The following is a 22475-nucleotide window of genomic DNA, read 5'->3' as shown; positions in this document are numbered from 1 at the left end:
GCCGGCGTACGCCGGTGCGTCCGCGGCGGATGAGCCCGCGCGTCCGAGGTGGAAGAGCCGGTGCGTCCGCGGCGGATGAGCCCGCGCGTCCGCGGCGGACGAGCCGCCACGTACGAGGTGAAGGAGGGCCATGTCCGAAGTGAAGGAGCCGTGACGGTGGAAGGGGGTAGCCGTGACGCCCGGGGTGCGGCATCGTGACGGTCGGGAGGTGGCGACGCTCCGGTCCGGGCAGCGTAACGAACCGGTGCCGACCACCCGTTCGTCGCTCTCATGAGGGAGACTGCTCCCGTGCGTGGACATCTGCCGGACGAGAACCCCGGTTTCGTGGGACGCCGCACGGAACTGGAGCGGATCTCCGCCGCGTTGGCGGAGCATCGCCTCGTCACCGTGACCGGCGTCGGGGGAGTCGGGAAGACCCGGCTCGCGCTGCGCGCCGCGCACCACTCCGCCGACCGGTACCCCGACGGCGCCTGGTGGACGGACCTCAGCCCGCTCGACGGCGAGCGGCTCCTCGTCGCTCTCGTCGCCGACTCGGTCGACCTCTCCGACCACACCCCCGGCATGGCGACCACCGGACTCTGCCGGCGGCTCTCCGACGACCGGCTGCTGCTCGTCCTCGACTCCTGTGAACACCTCGCCGAGCCCTGCGCCCGGCTCGTCGCCGAACTCCTCGCCGCCGCCCCGGGACTCACCGTCCTGGCCACCAGCCGGCGCCCCCTCGGCGTCGAGGGGGAGCAGGTCGTCGCCCTCGACCCGCTGCCGCCCGCCGGGGTCGACGCCCTGGAGCTGCTCCGCCGGGCCGCGGGCGAGGAGTTCACCGCCGCGGGCCCGGCCGGCGAGATCTGCGTACGCCTCGAAGGCATCCCGCTGGCCCTGGAACTGGCCGCCGCCCAGATCCGCCTCCAGGGCGCCGAAGCCGTCCGTGACCAGCTCGGCACCCGCTTCGACGCCCCGCCCTCCGCCCGCTTCGAGCTGCTCGCGCACACCGAGCGGGTGTGGCCGAGCCGCCACCAGACCCTGCGGGCCGCCATCGGCTGGAGCCATGAGCTGAGCGCCCCGCTCGAACGCCTTCTCTGGGCCCGGCTCTCCGTCTTCCGCGGCCCCTTCGACCTGGCGTCGGCGACCGCCGTGTGCATCGGCGGCCCGCTGAACCGGGCGACCCTGCCGGGAGCCCTCGACGGCCTCGTCCGCGCCTCCGTGGTCCGCCCGCCGGACGCGGGCGGCCGGCTCAGGATGCTCGACACGATCCGCGCGTACGGAGCGACCTGGCTGGACCGGACCGGCGAGACCGGAACGGTCGCCGACCGGCACGCCGCCCACTTCCGGGGGCTCGCGCGCCGGGGCGAGAACGAATGGCACGGCGCGCGTCAGCTGCGCTGGTACCGGACCGTCGACGCCCACCACACCGACCTGCGCACCGCTCTCGACCGGCTGCTGCGGACCGACCCCGACGCCGCCCTCGACCTCATCGGGTCGGTCGCCTTCGCCTGGTCCTGCCGGGGCCGTCTCCGCGAGGCCCGCGACGGCCTCGAACAGGCCCTGCTGCTGAGCGGGGCCCGCGGCCGCATCCGGGCCCGCGCGTTGTGGGCGCTCGGCGTCACCCTCGTACTCCAGGGGGAGTTCGGTCCCGCGCAGGAGGTGAGCGAGCGCTGCGCCCGGGAGGCCCGGTACACGGAGTACACGGATCACACGGATCACACGGATCACAGGGACGGCCTGGACGGCGCGGACGGCATGCAGGAAGCCGACGGCGCCGGCGACCACGGTCGTCCCGGTGACCTGACCCTCGACGCCGCCGCCCTCGCCGGGCTCCTCGCCCTGACGACGGGCCGTCCGATGGCCGCGCACGTCGTCGTGGGCCATGTCCTCGACGCCGCCCGGGGCGGCCCCGCCGACTCAGCGGCCCGGCTCCGCTGCCACCTCGTCCGCGTGTTCGCCCTCACGGGACTCGGCCGGCTCGGCGAGGCCCGCGACCGGGCGCTGGCCCTGCGGACCCTGTGCGAGGAGCTGGACGAGCACTGGACCCGGACGGCCCTGGAGTACCAGCTCGCCCTCACGGGCCTCCTGGAGGGCGACCCGGTGACGGCGGCCGGGCACGCGCGCGCGATGCTCGAAGGCACGCGAGGACTCGGCGCGAGCCTGGGGGTGGCGCTCGGGCTCGACGTCCTCGCCACGGCGCTCGCGGCGGCCGGTGACGGCGAGCGGGCCGCCGACGTCTCGGGCACGGGGGAGGCGTACTGGCGCTCCACCGGCCAGCCACGTCGCGGCCTGCCCGGCCTGCGGGCGCTGCACGAGAAGTACACGGACACCGCCCGCGCCACGATCGGCGAACCGGCCTACGAGGAGATCTTCGTACGCGCCCTGACCGGGTTGCCTCAGGACGGCCTGGACCGAGCCCTGCAAGGCCCCCGCCGGACCTGAGACGGCACACCGGGCAGTGTGCCGCCCCCCACCGGGGGACGGCCCGTCCGCGCCCCGTCCCCGACCCGTCCGCGCCGAGGTGCCGGACGCCGGGCCGCGGCGCACCATGAGGGCATGGACGGATCCGACGGATCCCTGAGCGGTCTGAGCGACATCAGCACACCGGGACGCGTGGCCGGGCCGGACGAAGGCGTCTCCGTACAGGAGTTGGCCCTCGCCGCCCGCAATCACGGACTGCCCCTGGAAGCGCTGCGGTACGACGTCACTCCGCCCGGGCTGCACTACGTCCTCGTCCACTACGACATCCCCGACACCTCCGCCGACGGCTGGCGGCTCACCGTCGGCGGCCGCGTGCTGCGGACCCTCGACCTCGGCCTGGAGGCGCTCCGCTCCCGGCCGTCCGTCACCCGACGGGTCACCCTGGAGTGCGCCGGGAACGGCAGGGCCCGGCTGTCGCCCCGGCCGGTCAGCCAGCCCTGGCTCGTCGAGGCCGTCGGCACCGCCGACTGGACCGGTGTCCCCCTCGCCGCGCTCCTCGCCGAGGCGGGTGTCGCGGAGGACGCCGTCGAGGCGGTGTTCACCGGCGCCGACCACGGGGTGGAGCGGGGCGTCGAGCAGGACTACCGGCGGAGCCTCCCCCTCACGACGGCCGCCGACCCGGCCCGGGACGTCCTCGTCGCGTACGCCATGAACGGAGCGCCCCTGCCCCCGCAGCACGGCAGCCCGCTCCGGCTCGTCGTCCCCGGCTGGTACGGCATGGCCCATGTGAAGTGGCTCCACGACATCACGCTCACCGACACCCCGTACACCGGCTTCCAGCAGGCCGTGGCCTATCGCGTACGGCAGGCGCCGGAGGAGCCGGGAACGCCCGTCACCCTCATCGCGCCCCGGGCCCTGATGACGCCACCCGGATTCCCCGACTTCATGTCCAGGACCCGCGTGGTCCGCCCCGGCCCCGTCCCGCTCACCGGCCGCGCCTGGTCGGGCCACGGGCCGGTCACCCGTGTCGAGGTGAGCGAGGACGGTGGGGCGGCGTGGACCGATGCGGAGCTCGTACGGGATCCCGCGCACCCCTGGGCCTGGTCCGCCTGGCGGACCACCTGGACGGCGACCCCGGGCCTGCGTCATCTGACCGTGCGGGCCACCGACGCCGAGGGCAACGTCCAGCCGCTCGTCGAGGCCTGGAACCGCGGCGGATTCGCCAACAACCTCGTCCAGCGGGTCGAGGTCCTCTGCACCCGCGGTCCCTGAGGGGCTCCCGGATCGCCCCGACCCACCGCTCACCCCGCAGTCCGGCTTCTGTGCTGGAAGCCCCCTCCGAAGCCTGACCTGCCGTTTCGGGGAGGGCGGGTGACGCGGTGGGGTACGGGGCAGGGCCACGCGGTGGGATACGGGGCAGGGCGACGCGCCGCCGCCCCGGTGCGTAGAGTCGACTCCCGCAGCCCCTGAACCCGATGAGGAGACTCCCGTGACCGACCCGGCGTCCACCGCCCTCCAGCAGCAGATCGCCCGGGACCTCCAGGTGGCCGAGACCTTCGACCCGCGGGCCGAGATCGAGCGCCGCGTGGCCTTCCTGACCGAGCGCCTCACCTCCACGGGTCTGCGCTCCCTCGTCCTCGGCATCAGCGGCGGCGTCGACTCCACCACCGCCGGACGCCTCTGCCAGCTCGCCGTGGAGCGGGCCCGCGCCGCCGGACACGAGGCCACCTTCTACGCGATGCGCCTGCCGTACGGCGTGCAGGCCGACGAGAAGGACGCGCAGACCGCGCTCGGCTTCATCCGCGCCGACGAGGTCCTCACCGTGGACGTCCAGGCCGCGAGCGACGGGGCCCTGGAGGCCGCCCTCGCCGGTGGCGTCACCTTCCGCGACGCCCACCACCAGGACTTCGTTCAGGGCAACATCAAGGCCCGTCAGCGGATGATCGCCCAGTACGCGGTCGCCGGAGCCAACGACGGGCTCGTCGTCGGCACCGACCACGCCGCCGAGGCCGTCTCCGGCTTCTTCACCAAGTTCGGCGACGGTGCCGCCGACGTCGTGCCGCTCACCGGTCTGACCAAGCGGCGCGTCCGCGCGGTCGCGGCCGAGCTCGGCGCCCCGGCCGAACTGGTCTGGAAGACCCCCACGGCCGACCTGGAGACCCTGGACCCGGGCAAGCCCGACGAGGACGCGCTCGGTGTCACGTACGACGACATCGACGACTTCCTGGAGGGCAAGCCGGTCGCCGATGCCGCCTTCGCCACGATCGTGCGCCGCTACGAGCTCACCGAGCACAAGCGTCAGCTGCCGGTCGCGCCCTGAGCACCGCGCGCCTCAGCCTGAGCGGCGGGCGGCGGACACTCGGCGGATCCTGGAAGGGGTGCCCGCAAGGGGCCCCCGGAAAGGAGCACGCCATGTTCGGCGAAACCCCGGCATTCAGCGGTTTCTCGGTCGACGACCTGGACGCCGCCCGGCGCTTCTACGGCGAGACCCTCGGTCTGGAGGTGGGCGAGGAGGGAGCGGGCGACATGCGGATGCTCTTCCTCACCCTGGCGGGCGGGGCCCGGGTCTTCGTCTACCCGAAGGACGACCACACCCCCGCCAGTTTCACGATCCTCAACTTCGCGGTCGACAACATCGACCGGGCCGTGGACGACCTGACGGGACGTGGAGTGGCCCTGGAGCGCTACGAGGGATTCGAGGCCGACGCGAAGGGCATCGTGCGGGTCGACGGCGGACCGGCCATCGCATGGTTCACGGACCCCGCGGGCAACGTCCTGTCGGTGCTCCAGGAGAACTGACCGGCGATCTCAGGGCGTCGGCGTAGCCGTCCGGCACCGTCCCCGCCCCCGAACGGACCGGCCCGCGTGCGCCGCGGCCCCGTACCGCCTCGAATGGGAGGGTGATCGCGCCGCCCGACGACTGCCTCGCCCGCAACGAGTGGATCTGCGGCGCCTATCTCTCGACCCGGAGCGAGATCCTCACCGACGCCGTCGTCCAGCACCTCCAGCTGACGACCGTCTCCGTCGCCCTCGGCCTGGTGCTCGCCCTGCCCCTCGCGGTCGCCGCCCGCCGGTGGCGCTGGGCGGCCGGGCCGGTCCTGGGGGTCACCACACTCCTGTACACGATTCCGGCGCTCGCGATGTTCTCGCTGCTCCTGCCCGTGTACGGGCTGTCCGCCGCCCTGGTCGTGGCCGGCCTCGTCCTCTACTCCCTCACGCTCCTCGTCCGGAACATCCTGGCCGGGCTCCGCGCCGTTCCCGAGGAGACCCGCCAGGCCGCCCGCGGCCTCGGATACGGTCCGGTCCGGCTGCTGCTCGCCGTCGAGCTGCCGCTCGCCGTGCCCGCCGCCATGGCCGGACTCCGGATCGCCACCGTCTCGGCCGTCTCCCTCGTCACGATCGGCGCGATCGTCGGGCACGGCGGACTCGGCAACCTCATCTACTCGGGCATGAACACCTACTTCAGGGCCCAGGTGCTCACCGCCTCCGTGCTCTGCGTCCTGATCGCGGTCGTCGCCGACCTGCTCCTCCTCGGCGCGCAACGCCTGCTCACCCCCTGGACCCGCGGGCAGGCCGCATGACCACCCTCGCCGACGCCTGGTCCTGGCTCACCACCTCCGCGCACTGGTCCGGCGAGAACGGCGTCTGGCACCGACTCGCCGAGCACCTCTTCCTCACCGTCGTCTGCCTCGCCGTCAGCTGTGCGATCGCCCTGCCCGTGGCCCTCGTCCTGGGGCACCTCGGCAAGGGCGGCGCGCTCGCCGTGAACCTCTCCAACGCCGGCCGGGCCGTTCCCACCTTCGCCGTCCTCGTGCTTCTCCTGCTCAGCCCGATCGGTTCGTACGGCGAGTGGCCGACGATCATCGCGCTCGTGCTGTTCGCCGTGCCCCCGCTGCTGACCAACGCGTACGTGGGGATGCGCGGCGTCGACCGCGACGTCGTACGGGCCGCCCGGGGCATGGGCATGACGGGCCGCCAGACCCTGACCCTGGTGGAGGTGCCGCTCGCGCTGCCGCTGATCCTCACCGGTGTACGGATCGCCGCCGTCCAGCTCGTGGCCACCGCCACCGTGGCCGCGCTCGCCGGCGGCGGCGGGCTCGGCCGGATCATCACGGCCGGGTTCAACCTCGCCTCCACCCCGCAGGTCGTCGCCGGGGCGTGCCTCGTCGCCGTCCTCGCGCTGCTCGTGGAAGGGGTCTTCGAGGGGGTCCAGCGCCTCGCCCCCGGCGGGGCGTCGCGGGGGAGCGGCCCGTGAGCGGACCGCCCCGCCCGCTCCGGAGCGCCGCCGCCGGTCTCCTCCTGGCGGCCTGTGCCGTGCTCGGCGGCTGCGCCACGGGTCCCTCCCTGGAGGCCCAGGGCGAGGTCACGGCCCCACCGGGCGACAGCCGCCGTCTGACCGTCGGCTCGGCCGGGTTCACCGAGAGCGACCTGCTGGCCCAGCTGTACGCCCTGCTCCTCGAGGACGCCGGGTACGGGACGAAGATCCTCTCCGTCACCAACCGCGAGCTGTACGAACCGGCCCTGGAGCGCGGTCAGATCGATGTCGTCGCGGAGTACGCGGCGACCTTCGCCGACTGGCTGAACGCCAAGGCCAACGGGGCCGACGCGCCGACCGTCGGCTCGCCCGACCCGGACGCCACGATGAAGGCCCTTCGTGAGCTCGCCGCACCCCGCGGGCTCACCGTCCTCGACGCGGGCCGGGCCGTCGACCAGAACGCCTTCGCCGTCACCGCCGAGTTCGCCGCCGAACACCGGCTGAAGACCCTCAGCGACCTCGGCGCCACCGGCCTCCCGATCCGCCTCGCGGCCGGTGACGAATGCGTCCGGAGACCGTACTGCGCCCCCGGTCTGAGGGAGGTCTACGGCATCGACATCACGGCCGTCGATCCCAAGGGCGTCGGCACCACGCCGGCCAAACAGGCCGTCCAGAACGGTCAGGACCAGTTGGTGCTCACCACGACCACCGATGCCACCCTCGACGAGTTCGGGCTCGTCCTGCTCGCCGACGACAGGCACCTGCAGAACGCCGACCTCGTCGTCCCCGTCGTCAACCGGGCCCGCGCCGGCGGCGAGGGCGTCACCCGGGCGCTCTCCCGTCTCAACACGGTGCTGACCACCGAGGATCTGGCGCGGCTCAACGAGCAGGTGGACGGCTGGCGGCGTCTCCCTGAGGACGTGGCGCGGAACTATCTCGTGACGAAGGGGCTCCTTCCGCGCCGAGTTCGGGGAGTGTGGCTTCAGCCCGCTGAACTGCGTCTCCTGTCATGACTCTTGCGGGGCGGTTCGAGACCCTGCTATTCATCCGTTAGGAAAGTTTCCTTCCAGTCCAACGGCGCCTTCGTCCGCATCCCCCGGCCTTCCCCAAGGCCTCGTTCGTCGTTCCGTGGAGACCCCCATGACTTCGGCACGATCCGCACGACTCCGCACCCGCATCGTCCTACGCCCCGGCGTCCGACGCCTCGGCGTCGCCGGAACCGCCCTCGGCGCGCTGCTCCTCGGCCTCGCCGTCACCCCGCCGACCGCGACCGCCGCCCCCGTCACCCACGAGGCGGAGACGGCCACCGTCTCCCGTGGCGCCGTCGAGTCCAACCACACCGGATACACCGGCGGCGGATTCGTCAACTACGACAACGCCACCGGAAGTCACGTCCAGTGGAACGTCAACGCCGCCCAGGCGGGCCCCGCCACCCTCACCCTGCGGTACGCCAACGGCACCACCACCGACCGCCCCATGGACATCGCCGTCAACGGTGCCGTCGCCGCCTCCGGCACGTCCTTCGCCGGCACCGGAGCCTGGACGAACTGGGCCACCACCACCGTCACCACCACCCTCAAGGCCGGTGCCAACACCATCCGGGCCACCGCCACCACCGCCAACGGCGGCCCCAACGTCGACCACCTCACCGTCGACAACGCCACCACGCCGCCCACCACCGGCAGCACCCCCGCCGCGATCAACGGGCAGCTCGAGGTCTGCGGCACCAAGCTCTGCAACCAGTACGACAAGCCGATCCAGCTGCGCGGCATGTCCAGCCACGGCACCCAGTGGTACAGCCAGTGTCTGACCGGCGGCTCGCTCGACGCCCTCGCCAAGGACTGGAAGGCCGACGTCCTACGCGTCTCCACCTACGTCCAGGAGGAGGGCTACGAGACCGACCCGCGCAAGTACACCGACCTCGCCCACTCCCTGATCGAGCAGGCCACCGCTCGCGGCATGTACGTCATCGTCGACTGGCACATGCTCGACCCGGGCGACCCGCACTACAACCTCGCCCGCGCCAAGACCTTCTTCACCGAGATCGCCCAGCGCCACGGCGCCAAGACCAACCTGCTCTACGAGATCGCCAACGAGCCCAACGGCGTCGCCTGGTCCCGTATCAAGAGCTACGCCGAACAGCTCATCCCGGTCATCCGCGCCAAGGACGCCGAGACCCCGATCCTGGTCGGCACGCGCGCGTGGTCCTCGCTCGGCGTCTCCGACGGCGCGAACGAGTCCGAGGTCGTGTCCAACCCGGTGAACGCGACCAACATCATGTACACCTTCCACTTCTACGCGTTCTCGCACCGGGACGAGTACCTGAACACCCTCTCCCGCGCCGCCGACAAGCTGCCCGTCTTCGTCACCGAGTTCGGCACCCAGAACTACGCCGGTGAGGGCAGCGACGACTTCGCGATGTCGCAGCGCTTCCTCGACCTCATGGCCGCGAAGAAGATCAGCTGGGTCAACTGGAACTTCTCCGACGACGAGCGCAGCGGCGCCGTCTTCAAGACCGGCACCTGCGACGCCGGCGGAACCTGGACCGGCACGAGCTCCCTGAAGCCGGCCGGTGTCTGGATCCGGGACCGCGTCCGGACCGCGGACGACTTCCCGACCTCCTGACGACCCTGCCCCCGGTACGCCCCCGCCGTGTGATCCACTGTCCTCGCGGGGGCGTACCGAACAGGAGCAGGAACAGCGTGACCACCTACCGGCAGCCCGGGCTCGTCCTCACCGACCACCGCTTCCCCGTCCCCCTCGACCACGCCCGCCCCGACGGTGAGCGGATCGAGGTCTTCGGCCGTGAGGTCGTCGCGAGCGGCAACGCCGGCGCGGGCCGTGAGCAGCTCCCCTGGCTGGTCTACCTGGAGGGCGGCCCCGGTTTCGGCGCCCGCCGGTTCATCGGCCCGCAGGCCTGGCTCGGCCGGGCCGTCCGGGAGTTCCGCGTCCTCCTCCTCGACCAGCGGGGCACCGGCCGTTCGACCCCCGCCAACCGCCAGACCCTGCCGCTCCGCGGCACCCCCGCCGAGCAGGCCGACTACCTCGCCCACTTCCGCGCCGACTCGATCGTCGAGGACTGCGAGCTCATCCGCCGCCGGCTCACCGGGGGCGCCCCCTGGACCGTCCTCGGCCAGAGCTTCGGCGGCTTCTGCGCCACCCACTACCTCTCGACCGCGCCCCAGGGTCTTGAGCGGGTCCTGATCACCGGCGGTCTGCCCTCCCTGCACGCCACCGCCGACGAGGTGTACCGCGCCGCCTACCCCCGGATCCGGCGCAAGAACGAGGCCCACTACACCCGCTACCCACAGGACGCCGAGCGGGCCCGCGCCGTCCTCGCCCACCTCCTCGACCACGAGGTCACCCTGCCCGGCGGCGGCCGGCTCACCCCCGAGGCCTTCCAGTCCCTCGGCATCCTCCTCGGCTCCGGCGAGGGCACCCACCAGCTCCATCTGCTCCTGGAGGGCGCGTTCGTCCCCACTCCCGGCGGACCCGCGCTCGCCGACGCCTTCCTGGAGCAGGTCCAGGCCCAGCTGTCGTACGCGGGACACCCGCTGTACGCCGTGCTCCACGAGGCCATCTACGCCCAGGGGAAGGGCCCCACCGACTGGGCGGCCGAGCGGGTCCGCGCCGAGTACCCCGAGTTCGACGCCCGCGCCGCGCTCGCCGAGGGCCGGCCGCCGCTCTTCACCGGCGAGACCGTCCACCCCTGGCACTTCACCACCGACCCCGCCCTGCGCCCGCTCCGCGAGACGGCCGAACTCCTCGCCGCCCGCACCGACTGGACCCCGCTGTACGACCCCGAGCTCCTCGCCGCCAACCGGGTCCCGGTCGCCGCGGCCGTCTACCAGGACGACATGTACGTGGACACCGGCCACTCCCTCGACACCGCGCGCACGATCCGCGGCCTGCGCACCTGGGTGACGGACGAGTTCGAACACGACGGAGTACGGGCCGGGGGACCGCGGGTCCTGGACCGGCTGCTCGCGCTCGCCCGCGACGAGATCTGACCGCCGGGGGAGAGGACGACGTGCGGCCGGCGGCGCGCAAAAGTCCAAGGGGTGGACCGCCTCCGCTCATGGAGGCTTCCGGACGGATGCCGGTAGAACTCGGTCCGTGCCCCGTGCGGGGGCCTGCCGAGGAGAGGACCCGGACATGAGCACCCACGTCAGCGAGGAGATCGCCGGCCAGCCCGACTGCTGGCGCCGCGCCGCCGAGATCGCCGACCGCGACGCCGGTCTGCTGCCGGCCCGAGGCGAGCGGGTGGCGGTGGTCGGCTGCGGCACCTCGTACTTCATCGCCCGCGCCTACGCGGCGCTGCGCGAGTCCCTCGGCGCGGGCGAGACCGACGCCTTCCCCGCCTCCGACTCCACGCCGCTCGGGCGCGGTTACGACCGCATCGTGGCCCTCACCCGCTCCGGCACCACCACGGAGGTCGTCCGGCTCCTCGCCGGCGCGGCGGGGCGCATCCCGACCCTCGTCCTCACCGGGGTGCCCGGCAGCCCCGCCGGACAGCGCGCCGACCGGGTCCTCGACCTCGGGTTCGCCGACGAACGCTCCGTCGTCCAGACCCGGTTCGCGACCACGGCACTCCAACTCCTGCGCGCGGGACTCGGGGTGGACCTGGGGCCGTCCGTCACCGACGCCGAACTCGTCCTCTACGAGCGGCTGCCCGCCGCGTGGGAGCGGCGCGGCCAGTTCACCTTCCTCGGCACCGGATGGACCGTCGGGCTCGCCGACGAGGCCGCCCTCAAACTGCGCGAGGTGGCCCGGGTCTGGACCGAGTCGTACGCGGCGATGGAGTACCGCCACGGCCCGATCAGCATCAGCGACGGGTCCAGCCTCGTGTGGTGCCTGGGCCCCTCCCCCTCCGGGCTGAAGGACGAAGTGGAGTCCACCGGAGCCCTGTTCGCGGCCGACGCGATCGACCCGGTCGCCGCGCTCGTCCGCGCCCAGCGGCTCGCGGTCGCGCTCGCGGTGCGCCGCGGACTCAACCCCGACCGGCCCAGGAACGTCTCGCGTTCGGTGATCCTTTCCGGAGCGTTCCGCCCGACCGCGTCGGAGGCGGCCCGTATCCTGCGGTCATGACCGGAACCGATGTCACGGACCTCGCGGAGATGCCCGGTGACTGGCAGCGCGCCCTCGCCGTCGTCGCCCACCCCGACGACCTGGAGTACGGCTGTGCGGCGGCCGTCGCCGCCTGGACGGACGCGGGCAAGGAGGTGGCCTACGTCCTCGCGAGCCGCGGTGAGGCCGGCATCGACACGATCGCCCCGGACGTCTGCGGCCCGCTGCGCGAGCGGGAGCAGCGGGACAGCGCCGCGGTCGCCGGCGTGGACACGGTGGAGTTCCTCGACCACCGCGACGGTGCGATCGAGTACGGGCTCGGGCTGCGCCGCGACATCGCGGCGGCGATCCGCAGGCACCGCCCTGAGCTGGTCATCACCCTCAACCACCGTGACACCTGGGGCGGGAGTCCCGGCGCCCCCTGGAACACCCCCGACCACGTGGCCGTGGGCCGGGCCACGCTCGACGCCGCGGGGGACGCGGGCAACCGCTGGATCTTCCCCGAGCTCGCCGACCGGGGACTCGAGCCCTGGAACGGGGTGCGGTGGGTCGCGGTCGCGGCGTCCAGCACCCCGACCCACGCGGTGGACGCCGGCCCGGGCCTGGACCGCGCGATCCGCTCGCTGCTCTGCCACCGGGCCTACATCGAGGTCCTGACGGACGAGGACCCGGAGCAGTACGTCCGGTCCTTCCTCACCGCGACGACGAGTCAGGCGTCCGCTCGCTTCGGCGGCCGCCCCGCGGTGGCCTTCGAGCTCTTCGGGCGCTGACGGAGCGGGGGGTCAGGGGCGGCGGGTCAGCACACGGGTGGTGCTGCCGTCGTCCTCGGTGATGTCCCGGACGTGCTCGAATCCGATCCGGCCGAGCAGCTTCAGCGAGGCGACGTTGGGCTCGGCCACGGTGGCGTGCACCTCGGCCAGGCCGAGCGTGCCGAACCCGTGGCCCACGAGGGCCTCCGCCACCTCCGTACCGAGCCCCGAACCCCAGGCCGCGGGGGCGAGCGCGTACACGATCTCGTGCCCGCCGACGTCCTCGGACGGCTTGATCTCGGCATGCCCGACGAGCACCCCGTCCCGGCGCACGGCCCAGACGGCGAACAGCTCCTGTGCGTAGACCTTCGTGAAGATCCGCCCGAAGAGGGCCCGGTCGTCCTCCTCGGAGACCGGGCCGTCACCCATCCACGCCGACACCCTCCGATCCTGGAAGAGACCCACGAAGGCCTCCTCGTCCGCGGGGACGTAAGGGTCGAGCAGCAGGCGCTCGGTGTGCAGCGTCGGGATCATGAACGGCGACGCTACCCACCGGTCACCGACCGGGCAACCGGCTTTCGCCGGTGGGAAAGGGCGCTGTCGGGTCAGCCCATCGGAGCCGGCTTCAGGACCGCGAAGGCCGCGCCGAAGGGGTCGGCGAGCCAGGCGATGCGGCCGACGTCGGGGATGTCGGCCGCGGGCATCAGGACCGAACCGCCGTTGCCCTGGGCCGCCGTGACGATCGCGTCCGCGTCCGCGACGTCGAAGTAGACGATCCAGCGGGGGCCCTCGTTCGTGTCCTGGAGTTCGGCCGCGCCGCCGAAGGAGGCGTCCTGCTGGTCGCCGTCGGCGGTCGAGACGACCCGGTACTTCATGCCGGGCGCGTCCATCTCCGCCGACCGCCAGCCGAACAGCGTCCGGTAGAAGGCCAGGGTGCCCTCCGGGTCCGCCGTGTGCAGCTCCACCCAGACGAGGGTGTTCGTCGACGACGTGCGGTCGAGGCCCTTGGTCGTGCCGGGCTGCCAGATCGCGAACCGTGCGCCGCCCGGGTCGGTGAGGGCGGCCATCCGGCCCGCCTCCATGACGTCGAGCGGCGCGAGGCGTACGGCGCCGCCCGCCGACTCGGTGTCCTTCGCCGTGGCGTCCGCGTCCGGGGTCTGGAAGTACACGGTCCAGGCGCTGGACGCGCCCTCCTCGGTGAGCGGGCCGAGGGCGGCGACCGTCCTGCCGTCCTGCTGGAAGAAGCCGTAGCCGCCTGCCTCGGGACCCGCGGAGCGGAACTCCCAGCCGAAGACGGCGGTGTAGAAGGCGGCCGCCGCCTCCGTGTCCGGGCTGCCGAGGTCGATCCAGCAGGGAGAGCCCTTGGTGAACTGCGTACCGAGCATGGGAGGTGTCCCGTCCTTCCGTGAGCCGTCACCTGTGTGCCGTTTCGGCCACCGTGACCGATCCTCGCCTCTCGGCCCGCGCGGCGCAGCCTCAACCGCCGCGGTTCATCCGACCGGCCGACCGGCCACCTTCTCCTCCAGGTCGCCGAACACCAGCTCGTTGTTGAGCGCGGCCGCGGCACGGTATCCGCGGCTCACCGCGTTGACCACCTGCTCCTGCGGACCCGTCACATTGCCGGCCGCCCACACGCCCGGCACGCTCGTCCGCCCCACCTCGTCCACCACCACGAACTCCCCGAACGGGGTCTCGCGCAGCTCCGCGCCCAGCTGTCGCAGCACCCCGTCGCGGGCCGCCAGGCGGGTGCCCGCCGCGAAGACCACCGTGCGGGCCACGGTCCGCCCGTCGGCGAGCCGCACCCCGGTCAGCCGGTCCTCCTCCACCGCGAACCCCGCCACCTCGCCCCGCTCGACCCGGACGCCCGCCGCGTCCAGGAGCGCCGCCTCGTGCTCCGACGGCTCGGCCGAGGTGTGCAGGAACAGGGTCACGTCCTTCGACCAGTGCGCCACCATCAGCGCCTGGTGCGCGGGCATCGTCGGATGCGCGATCACCCCGAAGGCCTCGTCGCGGACCTCCCAGCCGTGGCAGTACGGGCAGTGCAGCACGTCCCGTCCCCATCGCTCGGCCAGTCCGTCGATCGCGGGGAGCTCGTCGACGAGCCCCGTGGTGACGACGAGCCGCCGCGCGCCGGCCGTCTCGCCGCCCGCGAGTGTGAGGACGAACCCGCCGTCCCCGTCCGGTGCCGCGCCCGTCACCTCACCGGTCCGCAGCTCCACCCCGTACCCGGCGATCTCGGCCCGGCCGGCCGCCAGATAGTCGGCCGGGCTCATGCCGTCCCGGGACAGGACGCCCTGCATGTGCGCGGTGGGGGCGTTCCGCGGCTCGCGGGCGTCGACGACCAGGGTCCGGCGTCGTGAGCGGCCCAGGAGCAGGCCGGCGCTGAGCCCCGCCGCCCCGCCGCCGATCACGACTGCCTCGTACGTGTCGTTCTCCAGGTGTGCGTTCATGGGCCGAGCGTCACCCGAGTCCGCGAGATGAGCAAGTGAGCTTGCCGTTTCTGCAAAACTGGACGTATGACCGAAGACGATCGCATCGACGCCGTGCTCAACGAGGTCGGTCCCCGCCTCCGCCGCCTCCGCCGGGATCGCGGGGTGACCCTGGCCGAACTCTCCGCGGACACGGGGATCTCCGTGAGCACCCTCTCCCGGCTGGAGTCCGGGCAGCGCAGGCCCAGCCTCGAACTGCTCCTGCCGCTCGCCCGCGCCCATCAGGTCGCGCTGGACGAACTGGTCGGCGCCCCGGCGACGGGCGACCCGCGGATCCGGGCGAAGCCCATCGTCCGGCACGGCCGCACGATGTACCCGCTGACCCGGCAGCCGGGCGGCCTCCAGGCGTACAAGGTCATCCAGGAGAGACCGCAGCAGGAGGAGCCGGAGCCGCGCGTCCACGAGGGCTACGAATGGCTGTACGTGCTCTCCGGGAGGCTCCGGCTCGTCCTCGGCGAGCACGACGTCGTCCTCGGTCCCGGAGAGGCGGCCGAGTTCGACACCCGCGTCCCGCACTGGTTCGGTCCGACGCCCGAGGGGCCCGTGGAGTTCCTGAGCCTGTACGGGCCCCAGGGGGAACGGATGCACGTCCGCGCCCGCCCGAAGAAGTCGGGCTGAGTGGTTCCCCTCGGATCAAGCGACCGCTTAGTATGCGACCGACCGCTCGGTACGGAGGAGGCTTCCGGATGCAGGCATGGCGTGTGTACGAGAACGGGGAACCGCGCGCGGTGATGCGTCGCGAGGAGGTGGCACCGCCCACGCCGGGCGACGGCCAGGTCCTCCTCAAGGTCCGCGCCGCGAACGTCAACTTCCCCGACGCGCTGCTCTGCCGCGGCCACTACCAGATCCGTCCCCCGCTGCCCTTCACCCCCGGCGTGGAGGTCTGCGCCGAGACCGAGGACGGCCGCAGGGTCATCACCACCGCCGCGCTCCCGCACGGCGGCTTCGCCGACCACGTCCTCGCCGACGCCGCCGGGCTGCTCCCCGCCCCGGAGTCGCTCGACGACGCCGAGGCCGCCGCGCTCCACATCGGCTACCAGACCGGCTGGTTCGGCCTGCACCGCCGCGCCGCCCTCCAGGAGGGCGAGACCCTCCTGGTCCACGCGGCGGCCGGCGGCGTCGGCAGCGCCGCCGTCCAGCTCGGCAAGGCCGCCGGCGCCACCGTCATCGGGGTCGTCGGAGGACCGGAGAAGGCAGCCGTCGCCCGCGCGCTCGGCTGCGACGTGGTGATCGACCGGCGCTCCGAGGACGTCGTCGCCGCCGTCAAGGCCGCGACCGGCGGCCGCGGCGCCGACGTGATCTACGACCCCGTCGGCGGCGAGGCCTACCAGCAGTCCGCGAAGTGCGTCGCCTTCGAGGGACGGATCGTGATCGTCGGCTTCGCGAGCGGCACGGTCCCGGCGCCCGCCCTCAACCACGCCCTGGTGAAGAACTACTCGATCCTCGGCCTCCACTGGGGCCTCTACGCGGCGAAGGACCCGGCCTCGATCGGCCGCTGCCACGAGACCCTCACGGCCTACGCGGCCAAGGGCCTCATCAAGCCCCTCATCGGTGAACGCGTCCCCTTCGCGGGCGCGGCGGACGCCGTCCAGCGCGTCGCCGACGGCACCACCACCGGCCGCCTGGTCGTCCTCCCGGAAGGAGCCCACGCATGACCGACGCCGAGGAACTCCTCGTACGCACCAGGAAGCTGCTGGACGAGCACCCGCCCGCCACCACGGACCGCACCGACTTCCTGCGCGCCCGCTTCGACGCCGGCCTCGCCTGGGTGCACTACCCCGTCGGCCTCGGCGGACTCGACGCGCCCCGCGCGCTCCAGACCGTCGTCGACGCCGAGCTCGCCGCCGCCGGAGCCCCCGACAACGACCCGCGCAAGATCGGCATCGGCCTGGGCATGGCGGCCCCCACCGTCCTCGCCCACGGCACCGACGAGGTCAAGGAGCGCTTCCTGCGCCCGCTGTGGGTGGGCGAGGAGGTCTGGTGCCAGCTGTTCAGCGAGCCCGGGGCCGGATCCGACCTCGCGGCGCTCGCCACCCGGGCCGTCCGGGACGGCGAGGACTGGGTGGTGGACGGGCAGAAGGTGTGGACCTCCAGCGCCCACACGGCACGCTGGGCGATCCTCATCGCCCGCACCGACCCGGACGCACCCAAGCACCGGGGCATCACCTACTTCGTCTGCGACATGACCGACCCCGGCGTGGAGGTCCGGCCGCTGCGCCAGATCACCGGCGAGGCCGAGTTCAACGAGGTCTTCCTCACCGGCGTCCGCATCCCCGACGCCCACCGTCTCGGCGAGGTCGGCGACGGCTGGCGGGTCGCCCAGACCACCCTCATGAACGAGCGGGTCTCCATCGGCGGAGCCCGTATCCCCCGCGAGGGCGGCATGATCGGGAAGGTCGCCACGACCTGGCGCGAGCGCCCCGAACTGCGCACCCGCGAGCTGCACCGGCGCCTCCTCGACCACTGGGTCGACGCCGAGGTCGCCCGGCTCGCCGGGGAGCGGCTCCGCCAGCAGCTCGTCGCGGGCCGTCCCGGCCCCGAGGGCAGCGCCATGAAGCTCGCGTTCGCCCGCCTCAACCAGGCCATCAGCGGCCTGGAGGTCGAACTGCTCGGCGACGAGGGTCTGTTGTACGGGGAGTGGGAGATGCGCCGCCCCGAACTCGTCGACTTCACCGGCCGCGACGCCGGCTACCGCTATCTGCGGTCCAAGGGCAACTCGATCGAGGGCGGCACCAGCGAGGTGCTGCTCAACATCGTCGCCGAGCGGGTCCTGGGCCTGCCGCCCGAGCCCCGCAACGACAAGGACGTCGCCTGGAAGGACCTCGCCCGATGACGGAATCGTCAGAACTGACGGAACAGCCGCTCGACCTCCTCTACTCCGAGACGGAGGAGGACCTGCGGGCCGCCGTCCGCGCTCTGCTCGCCGACCGGGCCGGCCACCAGACCCTCCTGGGCCGGATCGAGACGGACAGCCCCTACGTCCCCGGCCTGTGGAAGTCCCTCGCGGGCGACATCGGCGCCGCCGGACTCCTCGTCCCGGAGAAGCTCGGCGGCCAGGGCGCGAGCCACCGGGAGGCCGCCGTCGTCCTGGAGGAGCTGGGCCGCGCGGTGACCCCGCTGCCCTGTCTCACGAGCGCGGTGGTGGCCACCGAGACCCTGCTCGCCCTGGTGGGGGAGAGCGGCGCGGCGGCCGGTCTGCTCGCGGACCTGGCGGGCGGCGGCACGGTCGCGGTCCTCGCCGTACCGCTGTCGACGGCGCCCGGCGCGGAGCTCCCGCTCGGTGCGACGGTCACGGCGGTCGCCGACGCCACCGCCGCCGACGTGTTCCTCGTCCTGCGGGCCGACGGCCTGTACGCCGTACCCGCCGGCGAGGCGACCGTCGAGCCGCAGACCCCGCTCGACCTCACGCGCCCCCTGGCCACCGTCACCACCGGCGCCGGGACCGGAGCCCGGCTCGCGGGCTTCGACGCGGCCCGTGCGGCGGTCCGCCGCGGACTGCTCGCCGGGGCCGGCCTCCTCGCGTCGGAACAGCTCGGCCTCGCCGAGTGGTGCCTGGAGGAGACCGTCCGGTACACCCGCGAGCGCCACCAGTTCAACCGGCCGGTCGGCTCCTTCCAGGCCCTCAAGCACCGTATGGCCCAGCTCTGGCTGGACCTGGTCGGGGCCCGGGCGGCGGCCCGTGCCGCCGCCGACGCCCTCGCCACCGGCAGCGCTGACGCCCCGCTGATCGTGGCCGTGGCGCAGGCGTACTGCTCCAAGGTCGCGGTCCGGGCGGCCGAGGAGTGCGTACAGCTGCACGGCGGGATCGGGATGACCTGGGAACACCCGGCGCATCTGGCGCTCAAGCGGGCCAAGGCGGACCAGATCGCGCTCGGTTCCACGGGCGCCCATCAGGACGCGATCGCCGCCCTGGTGGACCTGGCGCCGCCGTCCTGACCGGCACGGCGCCTCGCTCGCGGCCGGTCCGAGGCGCCTTGTAAGGGGCCGCGAGGTCCACACCCCTTTACATACTGTTTAATTGCAAGCTGTTCGCAATAACAGTTGATCTCCAAAAAGGGGTGTGGACACGATGACCGCCCGATTCCTCCGCGGCACGGCCGCCGCGACGCTCGCGGGGGCCACCGCCCTCACCGCGGCGGCCTGCACGAACCCCGGCTCCGCCGGGGCCTCCGGCGGGCCCAAGGATTCCGCGGTCGTCGGCATCGCCTACGAACCCGAGACCCTCAGCCCCCTCCTCGGCTACGGCAAGGACGGCAACTCCAAGATCTTCGACGGGCTCCTCGCCTTCGACGCCGACATGAAGCTGAAGCCGGCGCTCGCCACCAAGCTGCCGGACGTAGCCGACGGCGGGCTCACCTACACGTACACCCTCCGCGACGGGGTCACCTTCAGTGACGGCGCACCGTTCACCGCCGAGGACGTCGTCTTCACCTACCGGACGATCCTCGACCCGAAGACGAACAACGCCTCGCGCACCGAGCTCGACGCCCTCAAGAGCGTCGAGGCCGTCGGCGACGACACCGTCGTCTTCCACCTGAAGTACCCTTACGCGCCCTTCGCCGAGCGCACCGTCCACGCCATCGCCCCCGAGCACGTCGCGGCGAAGCAGGACGTCAACACCGGCGCCTTCACCACCGAACCGATAGGCACCGGCCCCTACGTCCTCACCGGCTGGTCCAAGGGCGAGAAGCTCAGCTTCAAGGCCAACCCGACCTACTGGAACGGCGCGCCCGCGGTGAAGAGGTTCACCATGGCGATCATCAAGGACGACGACGTCCGCGCCACCCGGCTCCGCGCCGGCGACCTCGACGGCGCCGTACTGCCGCCGAACCTCGCCGCCGGATTCAAGGGCGACAAGGCCAGGAAGACCTGGCAGGCGAAGACCTACGACTACCGCACGGTCACCCTGCCCACCCACCACGAGGTCACCGGCGACACCGACGTCCGCCGCGCCCTCGACATCGCCGTCGACCGCCGGGCCATGGTCGACAAGATCCTCGAAGGGGCCGGAAAGCCCGCCTACGGTCCCGTCCCCACCGACAGCCCCTGGTTCGCGAAGGGCACCGAGCGCCGCCACGACCTCGCCGGAGCGCAGAAGATCCTCGACGAGGCCGGCTGGAAGCCCGGCCCCGACGGCATCCGCGTCAAGAACGGCGTCCGCGCCGCCTTCCCGCTCTGGTACCTCTCCGGCGACAAGCTCCGCCAGGACCACGCCCTCGCGTACGTCTCCGACGCCAAGAAGGCCGGCATCGACATCACCGCCCAGGCCGGCACCTGGGAGGTCATCGAGCCCCGGATGAAGACCGACGCCGTCCTCGCGGGCGGCGGCGCGCCCGGCGACCCCGACTTCGACCAGTACCTGCTCCTGAAGTCGAGCCTCGCCGGCGACGGCTTCAACAACATGGCCTGGTACGACAACAGGACCGTCGACCGCGCCCTCGACGAGGGCCGCCGCACGAACGACCTCACCAAGCGCCGCGCCGCGTACGACACCGTCCAGCGCGAACTGGTGAAGAACCCCGGCTACACCTTCCTCACCCACATCGACCACCTCTACGTCGTCGCCGACGCCTGGGACGGGCCGAGCACACAGACCGAGCCGCACGACCACGGCCTCGCCTCCGGCCCCTGGTGGAACGTCGAGAGCTGGAAGCCGAAGGGCGCGACCGCCGGAGCGACGAAGAAGTGAAGCGCCGCCTCCCCTGGGGGCCGATGGCGCGGATGACGGGACGGCGCGCCCTGGCCGCCGTCCCCGTCCTCCTCGCCGTCACCTTCGCGGTGTTCGCCGTCGCCGAAGCCTCCCCGTTCGACCCCGTCAAGGCCTACGCCGGCACCGCGGGGCTCACCGCCTCGCAGGAGAACCTCGACCAGCTCCGCGCCAACCTCGGCGTCGACCGGCCCCTCCTCACCCGCTGGTGGGAGTGGCTCACCTCCGCCCTCACCGGCGACCTCGGCGACTCCGCCGTCCTGCGCAGGCCCGTGGCCGAGGTCATCGGCGAACGCCTCGGCTGGTCCGTCCTCCTCGCCGTCACCGCGTTCCTCGTGGCCATCGCCCTCGGCACCCTCCTCGGCGTCCTCGCCGGGCGCCGCCGCGGCGGCGCGATCGACCGGGCCGTCAGCTCCGTCGCGTACACCCTCGAAGCCGCGCCGGCCTTCTGGCTCGGCCTCCTCGCCATCTGGTTCTTCGCGCTGCAGCTGGGCGCCCTGCCCGCGGGCGGACTCACCGACACCGCGAGCGACACCGTCACCTTCGACCAGGTCGCCCGCCACCTCGTGCTGCCCGCGCTCGTCCTCGGCGTCTCCCAGCTGCCCTGGTTCTTCCTGTACGTCCGCCAGGGCGTCGGCGACGCCCTGGACGAGGACCCCGTACGCGGCGCCCGCGCCCGCGGCCTGCACGAACGCACCGTCCTCACCGGTCACGCCCTCCGCTCCGGAATGCTGCCCATGCTCACCCTCATCGGCTCCCGCGTGCCCGAGCTGATCACCGGCGCCCTCCTCGTGGAGACCGTCTTCAGCTGGCCCGGCATCGCAGCCGCCACCGTCCAGGCCGCCACCTCCGTGGACTTCCCGCTGCTCGCCGCGCTCACGGTCCTGGCCACGGCCGCCGTCCTCCTCGGCAATCTGCTCTCCGACCTCCTCTACGGACTCGCCGACCCGAGGGTGGGCTTCGATGGCTGACCCGCGCACCCACCGCCTGCGGCTCTGGAGCTCCGCCCTCGTCGTCGGCGTCGTCCTCCTCGCCGTCCTGGCCGTGCCGCCGCTCGCCCAGCTCGACGAACAGGCCGTCGACCTCTCGCGGAAGCTCCTCCCGCCCTCCTGGGAGCACCCCTTCGGCACCGACGACCTCGGCCGCGACCTGCTCCTGCGCTGCGTCTACGGCCTGCGGATCTCGCTGCTCGTCGGACTGGTCGCGGCGCTCGTCGCCACCGTCGTCGGCACCGCCGTCGGTGCGGCCGCCGGGGCGCTCGGCGGCTGGACCGACCGCACCCTGATGCGGCTCGTCGACGCCTTCTCCTCCGTGCCGCACCTGCTCCTCGGCATCTTCGTGGTCGCCCTCTTCCGCCCCGGCGTCTGGCCGGTGATCGCCTCCGTGGCCGTCACCCACTGGCTCTCCACCGCCCGCATCGTGCGCTCCGAGGTCCTCTCCCTGCGCACCCGGCCCTTCGTCGAGGCCGCGATCTCCGGCGGCGCCACACGGTGGCGCGTCGCCTTCCGCCACCTGCTCCCCGCCGTCCTGCCGCAGGCGGGCCTCGCGGCCGTCCTGATGGTCCCGCACGCCATGTGGCACGAGTCCGCCCTGTCCTTCCTCGGCCTCGGCCTCCCGAGCCACCAGGCGAGCCTCGGCAACCTCGTCCAGAACGCACGCTCCTCGCTCCTCGCCGGACACGGCTGGCCCACCCTCTTCCCCGGCCTCCTGCTCATCGTCCCGACCCTCGCCATCGCCGGCCTCGCCGGCGTCTGGCGCGACCGCCTCAACCCGCGCCGCCGATCGGAGCTCATGCTGTGACCGCCGAG

Annotated in this window: 21 protein-coding genes; 18 read left to right on the top strand and 3 right to left on the bottom strand. The window is 73.3% G+C overall.

From position 1 onward, the window contains the following. Nucleotides 1-270: 270 nt before the first annotated feature. The 11 genes from ACZ4XX_RS00925 (at nt 271) to ACZ4XX_RS00875 (ending at nt 12492) form a co-directional block, all read left to right on the top strand. On the top strand, nt 271-2421 hold the full coding sequence (locus ACZ4XX_RS00925; protein WP_468505861.1) for an ATP-binding protein: 2151 nt from the start codon (nt 271-273) through the stop codon (nt 2419-2421). A gap of 114 nt (nt 2422-2535) precedes the next feature. Then, the gene (locus ACZ4XX_RS00920) at nt 2536-3672 is read left to right on the top strand and encodes a sulfite oxidase (RefSeq protein WP_468505860.1); all 1137 of its coding nucleotides are present in this window, start codon (nt 2536-2538) and stop codon (nt 3670-3672) included. A 217-nt stretch (nt 3673-3889) separates the two neighbouring features. Continuing rightward, on the top strand, nt 3890-4720 hold the full coding sequence (gene nadE / locus ACZ4XX_RS00915; RefSeq protein WP_468505859.1) for an ammonia-dependent NAD(+) synthetase: 831 nt from the start codon (nt 3890-3892) through the stop codon (nt 4718-4720). 92 nt (nt 4721-4812) lie between these two features. Continuing rightward, entirely contained in the window at nt 4813-5199 is a 387-nt protein-coding gene (locus ACZ4XX_RS00910; RefSeq protein WP_468505858.1) for a VOC family protein, read from the top strand. 101 nt (nt 5200-5300) lie between these two features. Further along, nucleotides 5301-5981 (top strand): ABC transporter permease, encoded by a 681-nt coding sequence (locus tag ACZ4XX_RS00905; protein ID WP_468505857.1) that lies wholly within the window; start codon nt 5301-5303, stop codon nt 5979-5981. Next, complete coding sequence (locus ACZ4XX_RS00900; protein WP_468505856.1) at nt 5978-6655, top strand: ABC transporter permease; 678 nt, start codon at nt 5978-5980, stop codon at nt 6653-6655. Before ACZ4XX_RS00905 ends, ACZ4XX_RS00900 begins: the two co-directional genes overlap by 4 nt. Then, nucleotides 6652-7668, top strand: coding sequence for an ABC transporter substrate-binding protein (locus ACZ4XX_RS00895; RefSeq protein WP_468505855.1), 1017 nt, complete (start codon nt 6652-6654; stop codon nt 7666-7668). The genes ACZ4XX_RS00900 and ACZ4XX_RS00895 overlap by 4 nt, the downstream gene beginning before the upstream one ends. Nucleotides 7669-7795: 127 nt before the next feature. Then, nucleotides 7796-9280 carry a cellulase family glycosylhydrolase gene (locus ACZ4XX_RS00890; RefSeq protein ID WP_468505854.1) on the top strand — a complete coding sequence of 495 codons (1485 nt, stop codon included), beginning with the start codon at nt 7796-7798 and terminating at the stop codon, nt 9278-9280. Nucleotides 9281-9357: 77 nt separating this feature from the next. Beyond that, entirely contained in the window at nt 9358-10665 is a 1308-nt protein-coding gene (locus ACZ4XX_RS00885) for an alpha/beta fold hydrolase (protein WP_468505853.1), read from the top strand. Nucleotides 10666-10810: 145 nt separating this feature from the next. Next, nucleotides 10811-11743, top strand: coding sequence for an SIS domain-containing protein (locus tag ACZ4XX_RS00880; protein ID WP_468505852.1), 933 nt, complete (start codon nt 10811-10813; stop codon nt 11741-11743). Further along, entirely contained in the window at nt 11740-12492 is a 753-nt protein-coding gene (locus ACZ4XX_RS00875; RefSeq protein WP_468505851.1) for a PIG-L deacetylase family protein, read from the top strand. Before ACZ4XX_RS00880 ends, ACZ4XX_RS00875 begins: the two co-directional genes overlap by 4 nt. A gap of 12 nt (nt 12493-12504) precedes the next feature. Here ACZ4XX_RS00875 and ACZ4XX_RS00870 read toward each other — a convergent pair whose 3' ends face one another. From ACZ4XX_RS00870 to ACZ4XX_RS00860, 3 genes are all read right to left on the bottom strand, one after another. After that, entirely contained in the window at nt 12505-13005 is a 501-nt protein-coding gene (locus ACZ4XX_RS00870) for a GNAT family N-acetyltransferase (RefSeq protein ID WP_468505850.1), read from the bottom strand. Nucleotides 13006-13076: 71 nt separating this feature from the next. Then, nucleotides 13077-13856: a VOC family protein gene (locus tag ACZ4XX_RS00865; protein ID WP_468505849.1), complete on the bottom strand. Its 780-nt coding sequence runs from the start codon at nt 13854-13856 to the stop codon at nt 13077-13079. A gap of 105 nt (nt 13857-13961) precedes the next feature. Continuing rightward, on the bottom strand, nt 13962-14921 hold the full coding sequence (locus ACZ4XX_RS00860; RefSeq protein ID WP_468505848.1) for an NAD(P)/FAD-dependent oxidoreductase: 960 nt from the start codon (nt 14919-14921) through the stop codon (nt 13962-13964). Between the two features lie 66 nt (nt 14922-14987). On the opposite strand from ACZ4XX_RS00860, the gene ACZ4XX_RS00855 reads away from it, so the two are divergent. The 7 genes from ACZ4XX_RS00855 to ACZ4XX_RS00825 all read left to right on the top strand — a co-directional run bounded on the left by ACZ4XX_RS00855 (nt 14988) and on the right by ACZ4XX_RS00825 (nt 22467). Further along, the gene (locus ACZ4XX_RS00855) at nt 14988-15578 is read left to right on the top strand and encodes a helix-turn-helix domain-containing protein (RefSeq protein ID WP_468505847.1); all 591 of its coding nucleotides are present in this window, start codon (nt 14988-14990) and stop codon (nt 15576-15578) included. A gap of 68 nt (nt 15579-15646) precedes the next feature. After that, the gene (locus ACZ4XX_RS00850) at nt 15647-16615 is read left to right on the top strand and encodes an NADPH:quinone oxidoreductase family protein (RefSeq protein ID WP_468505846.1); all 969 of its coding nucleotides are present in this window, start codon (nt 15647-15649) and stop codon (nt 16613-16615) included. Beyond that, nucleotides 16612-17793, top strand: a complete 1182-nt coding sequence (locus ACZ4XX_RS00845) for an acyl-CoA dehydrogenase family protein (RefSeq protein ID WP_468505845.1) — start codon at nt 16612-16614, stop codon at nt 17791-17793. Before ACZ4XX_RS00850 ends, ACZ4XX_RS00845 begins: the two co-directional genes overlap by 4 nt. Further along, nucleotides 17790-18896 (top strand): acyl-CoA dehydrogenase family protein, encoded by a 1107-nt coding sequence (locus ACZ4XX_RS00840; protein ID WP_468505844.1) that lies wholly within the window; start codon nt 17790-17792, stop codon nt 18894-18896. Before ACZ4XX_RS00845 ends, ACZ4XX_RS00840 begins: the two co-directional genes overlap by 4 nt. 133 nt (nt 18897-19029) lie before the next feature. Next, on the top strand, nt 19030-20649 hold the full coding sequence (locus ACZ4XX_RS00835; RefSeq protein ID WP_468505843.1) for an ABC transporter substrate-binding protein: 1620 nt from the start codon (nt 19030-19032) through the stop codon (nt 20647-20649). Next, nucleotides 20646-21638 (top strand): ABC transporter permease, encoded by a 993-nt coding sequence (locus tag ACZ4XX_RS00830; protein ID WP_468505842.1) that lies wholly within the window; start codon nt 20646-20648, stop codon nt 21636-21638. The genes ACZ4XX_RS00835 and ACZ4XX_RS00830 overlap by 4 nt, the downstream gene beginning before the upstream one ends. Further along, nucleotides 21631-22467, top strand: a complete 837-nt coding sequence (locus ACZ4XX_RS00825) for an ABC transporter permease (protein WP_468505841.1) — start codon at nt 21631-21633, stop codon at nt 22465-22467. The genes ACZ4XX_RS00830 and ACZ4XX_RS00825 overlap by 8 nt, the downstream gene beginning before the upstream one ends. Nucleotides 22468-22475: the final 8 nt, after the last annotated feature.

This window comes from Streptomyces sp. NPDC029956, assembly GCF_055574655.1.
Note: the sequence above shows the minus strand (reverse complement) of the source record. Positions and strands in the feature narration are given on the sequence as shown.

Coding starts and splice junctions, on each gene's coding strand:
- ACZ4XX_RS00880 (WP_468505852.1), top strand. CDS start 10,811: ATGAGCACCCACGTCAGCGAGGAGATCGCCGGCCAGCCCGACTGCTGG.
- ACZ4XX_RS00835 (WP_468505843.1), top strand. CDS start 19,030: ATGACCGCCCGATTCCTCCGCGGCACGGCCGCCGCGACGCTCGCGGGG.
- ACZ4XX_RS00840 (WP_468505844.1), top strand. CDS start 17,790: ATGACGGAATCGTCAGAACTGACGGAACAGCCGCTCGACCTCCTCTAC.
- ACZ4XX_RS00850 (WP_468505846.1), top strand. CDS start 15,647: ATGCAGGCATGGCGTGTGTACGAGAACGGGGAACCGCGCGCGGTGATG.
- ACZ4XX_RS00845 (WP_468505845.1), top strand. CDS start 16,612: ATGACCGACGCCGAGGAACTCCTCGTACGCACCAGGAAGCTGCTGGAC.
- ACZ4XX_RS00890 (WP_468505854.1), top strand. CDS start 7,796: ATGACTTCGGCACGATCCGCACGACTCCGCACCCGCATCGTCCTACGC.
- ACZ4XX_RS00855 (WP_468505847.1), top strand. CDS start 14,988: ATGACCGAAGACGATCGCATCGACGCCGTGCTCAACGAGGTCGGTCCC.
- ACZ4XX_RS00875 (WP_468505851.1), top strand. CDS start 11,740: ATGACCGGAACCGATGTCACGGACCTCGCGGAGATGCCCGGTGACTGG.
- ACZ4XX_RS00920 (WP_468505860.1), top strand. CDS start 2,536: ATGGACGGATCCGACGGATCCCTGAGCGGTCTGAGCGACATCAGCACA.
- ACZ4XX_RS00925 (WP_468505861.1), top strand. CDS start 271: ATGAGGGAGACTGCTCCCGTGCGTGGACATCTGCCGGACGAGAACCCC.
- ACZ4XX_RS00865 (WP_468505849.1), bottom strand. CDS start 13,856: ATGCTCGGTACGCAGTTCACCAAGGGCTCTCCCTGCTGGATCGACCTC.
- ACZ4XX_RS00870 (WP_468505850.1), bottom strand. CDS start 13,005: ATGATCCCGACGCTGCACACCGAGCGCCTGCTGCTCGACCCTTACGTC.
- ACZ4XX_RS00900 (WP_468505856.1), top strand. CDS start 5,978: ATGACCACCCTCGCCGACGCCTGGTCCTGGCTCACCACCTCCGCGCAC.
- ACZ4XX_RS00910 (WP_468505858.1), top strand. CDS start 4,813: ATGTTCGGCGAAACCCCGGCATTCAGCGGTTTCTCGGTCGACGACCTG.
- ACZ4XX_RS00860 (WP_468505848.1), bottom strand. CDS start 14,921: ATGAACGCACACCTGGAGAACGACACGTACGAGGCAGTCGTGATCGGC.
- ACZ4XX_RS00825 (WP_468505841.1), top strand. CDS start 21,631: ATGGCTGACCCGCGCACCCACCGCCTGCGGCTCTGGAGCTCCGCCCTC.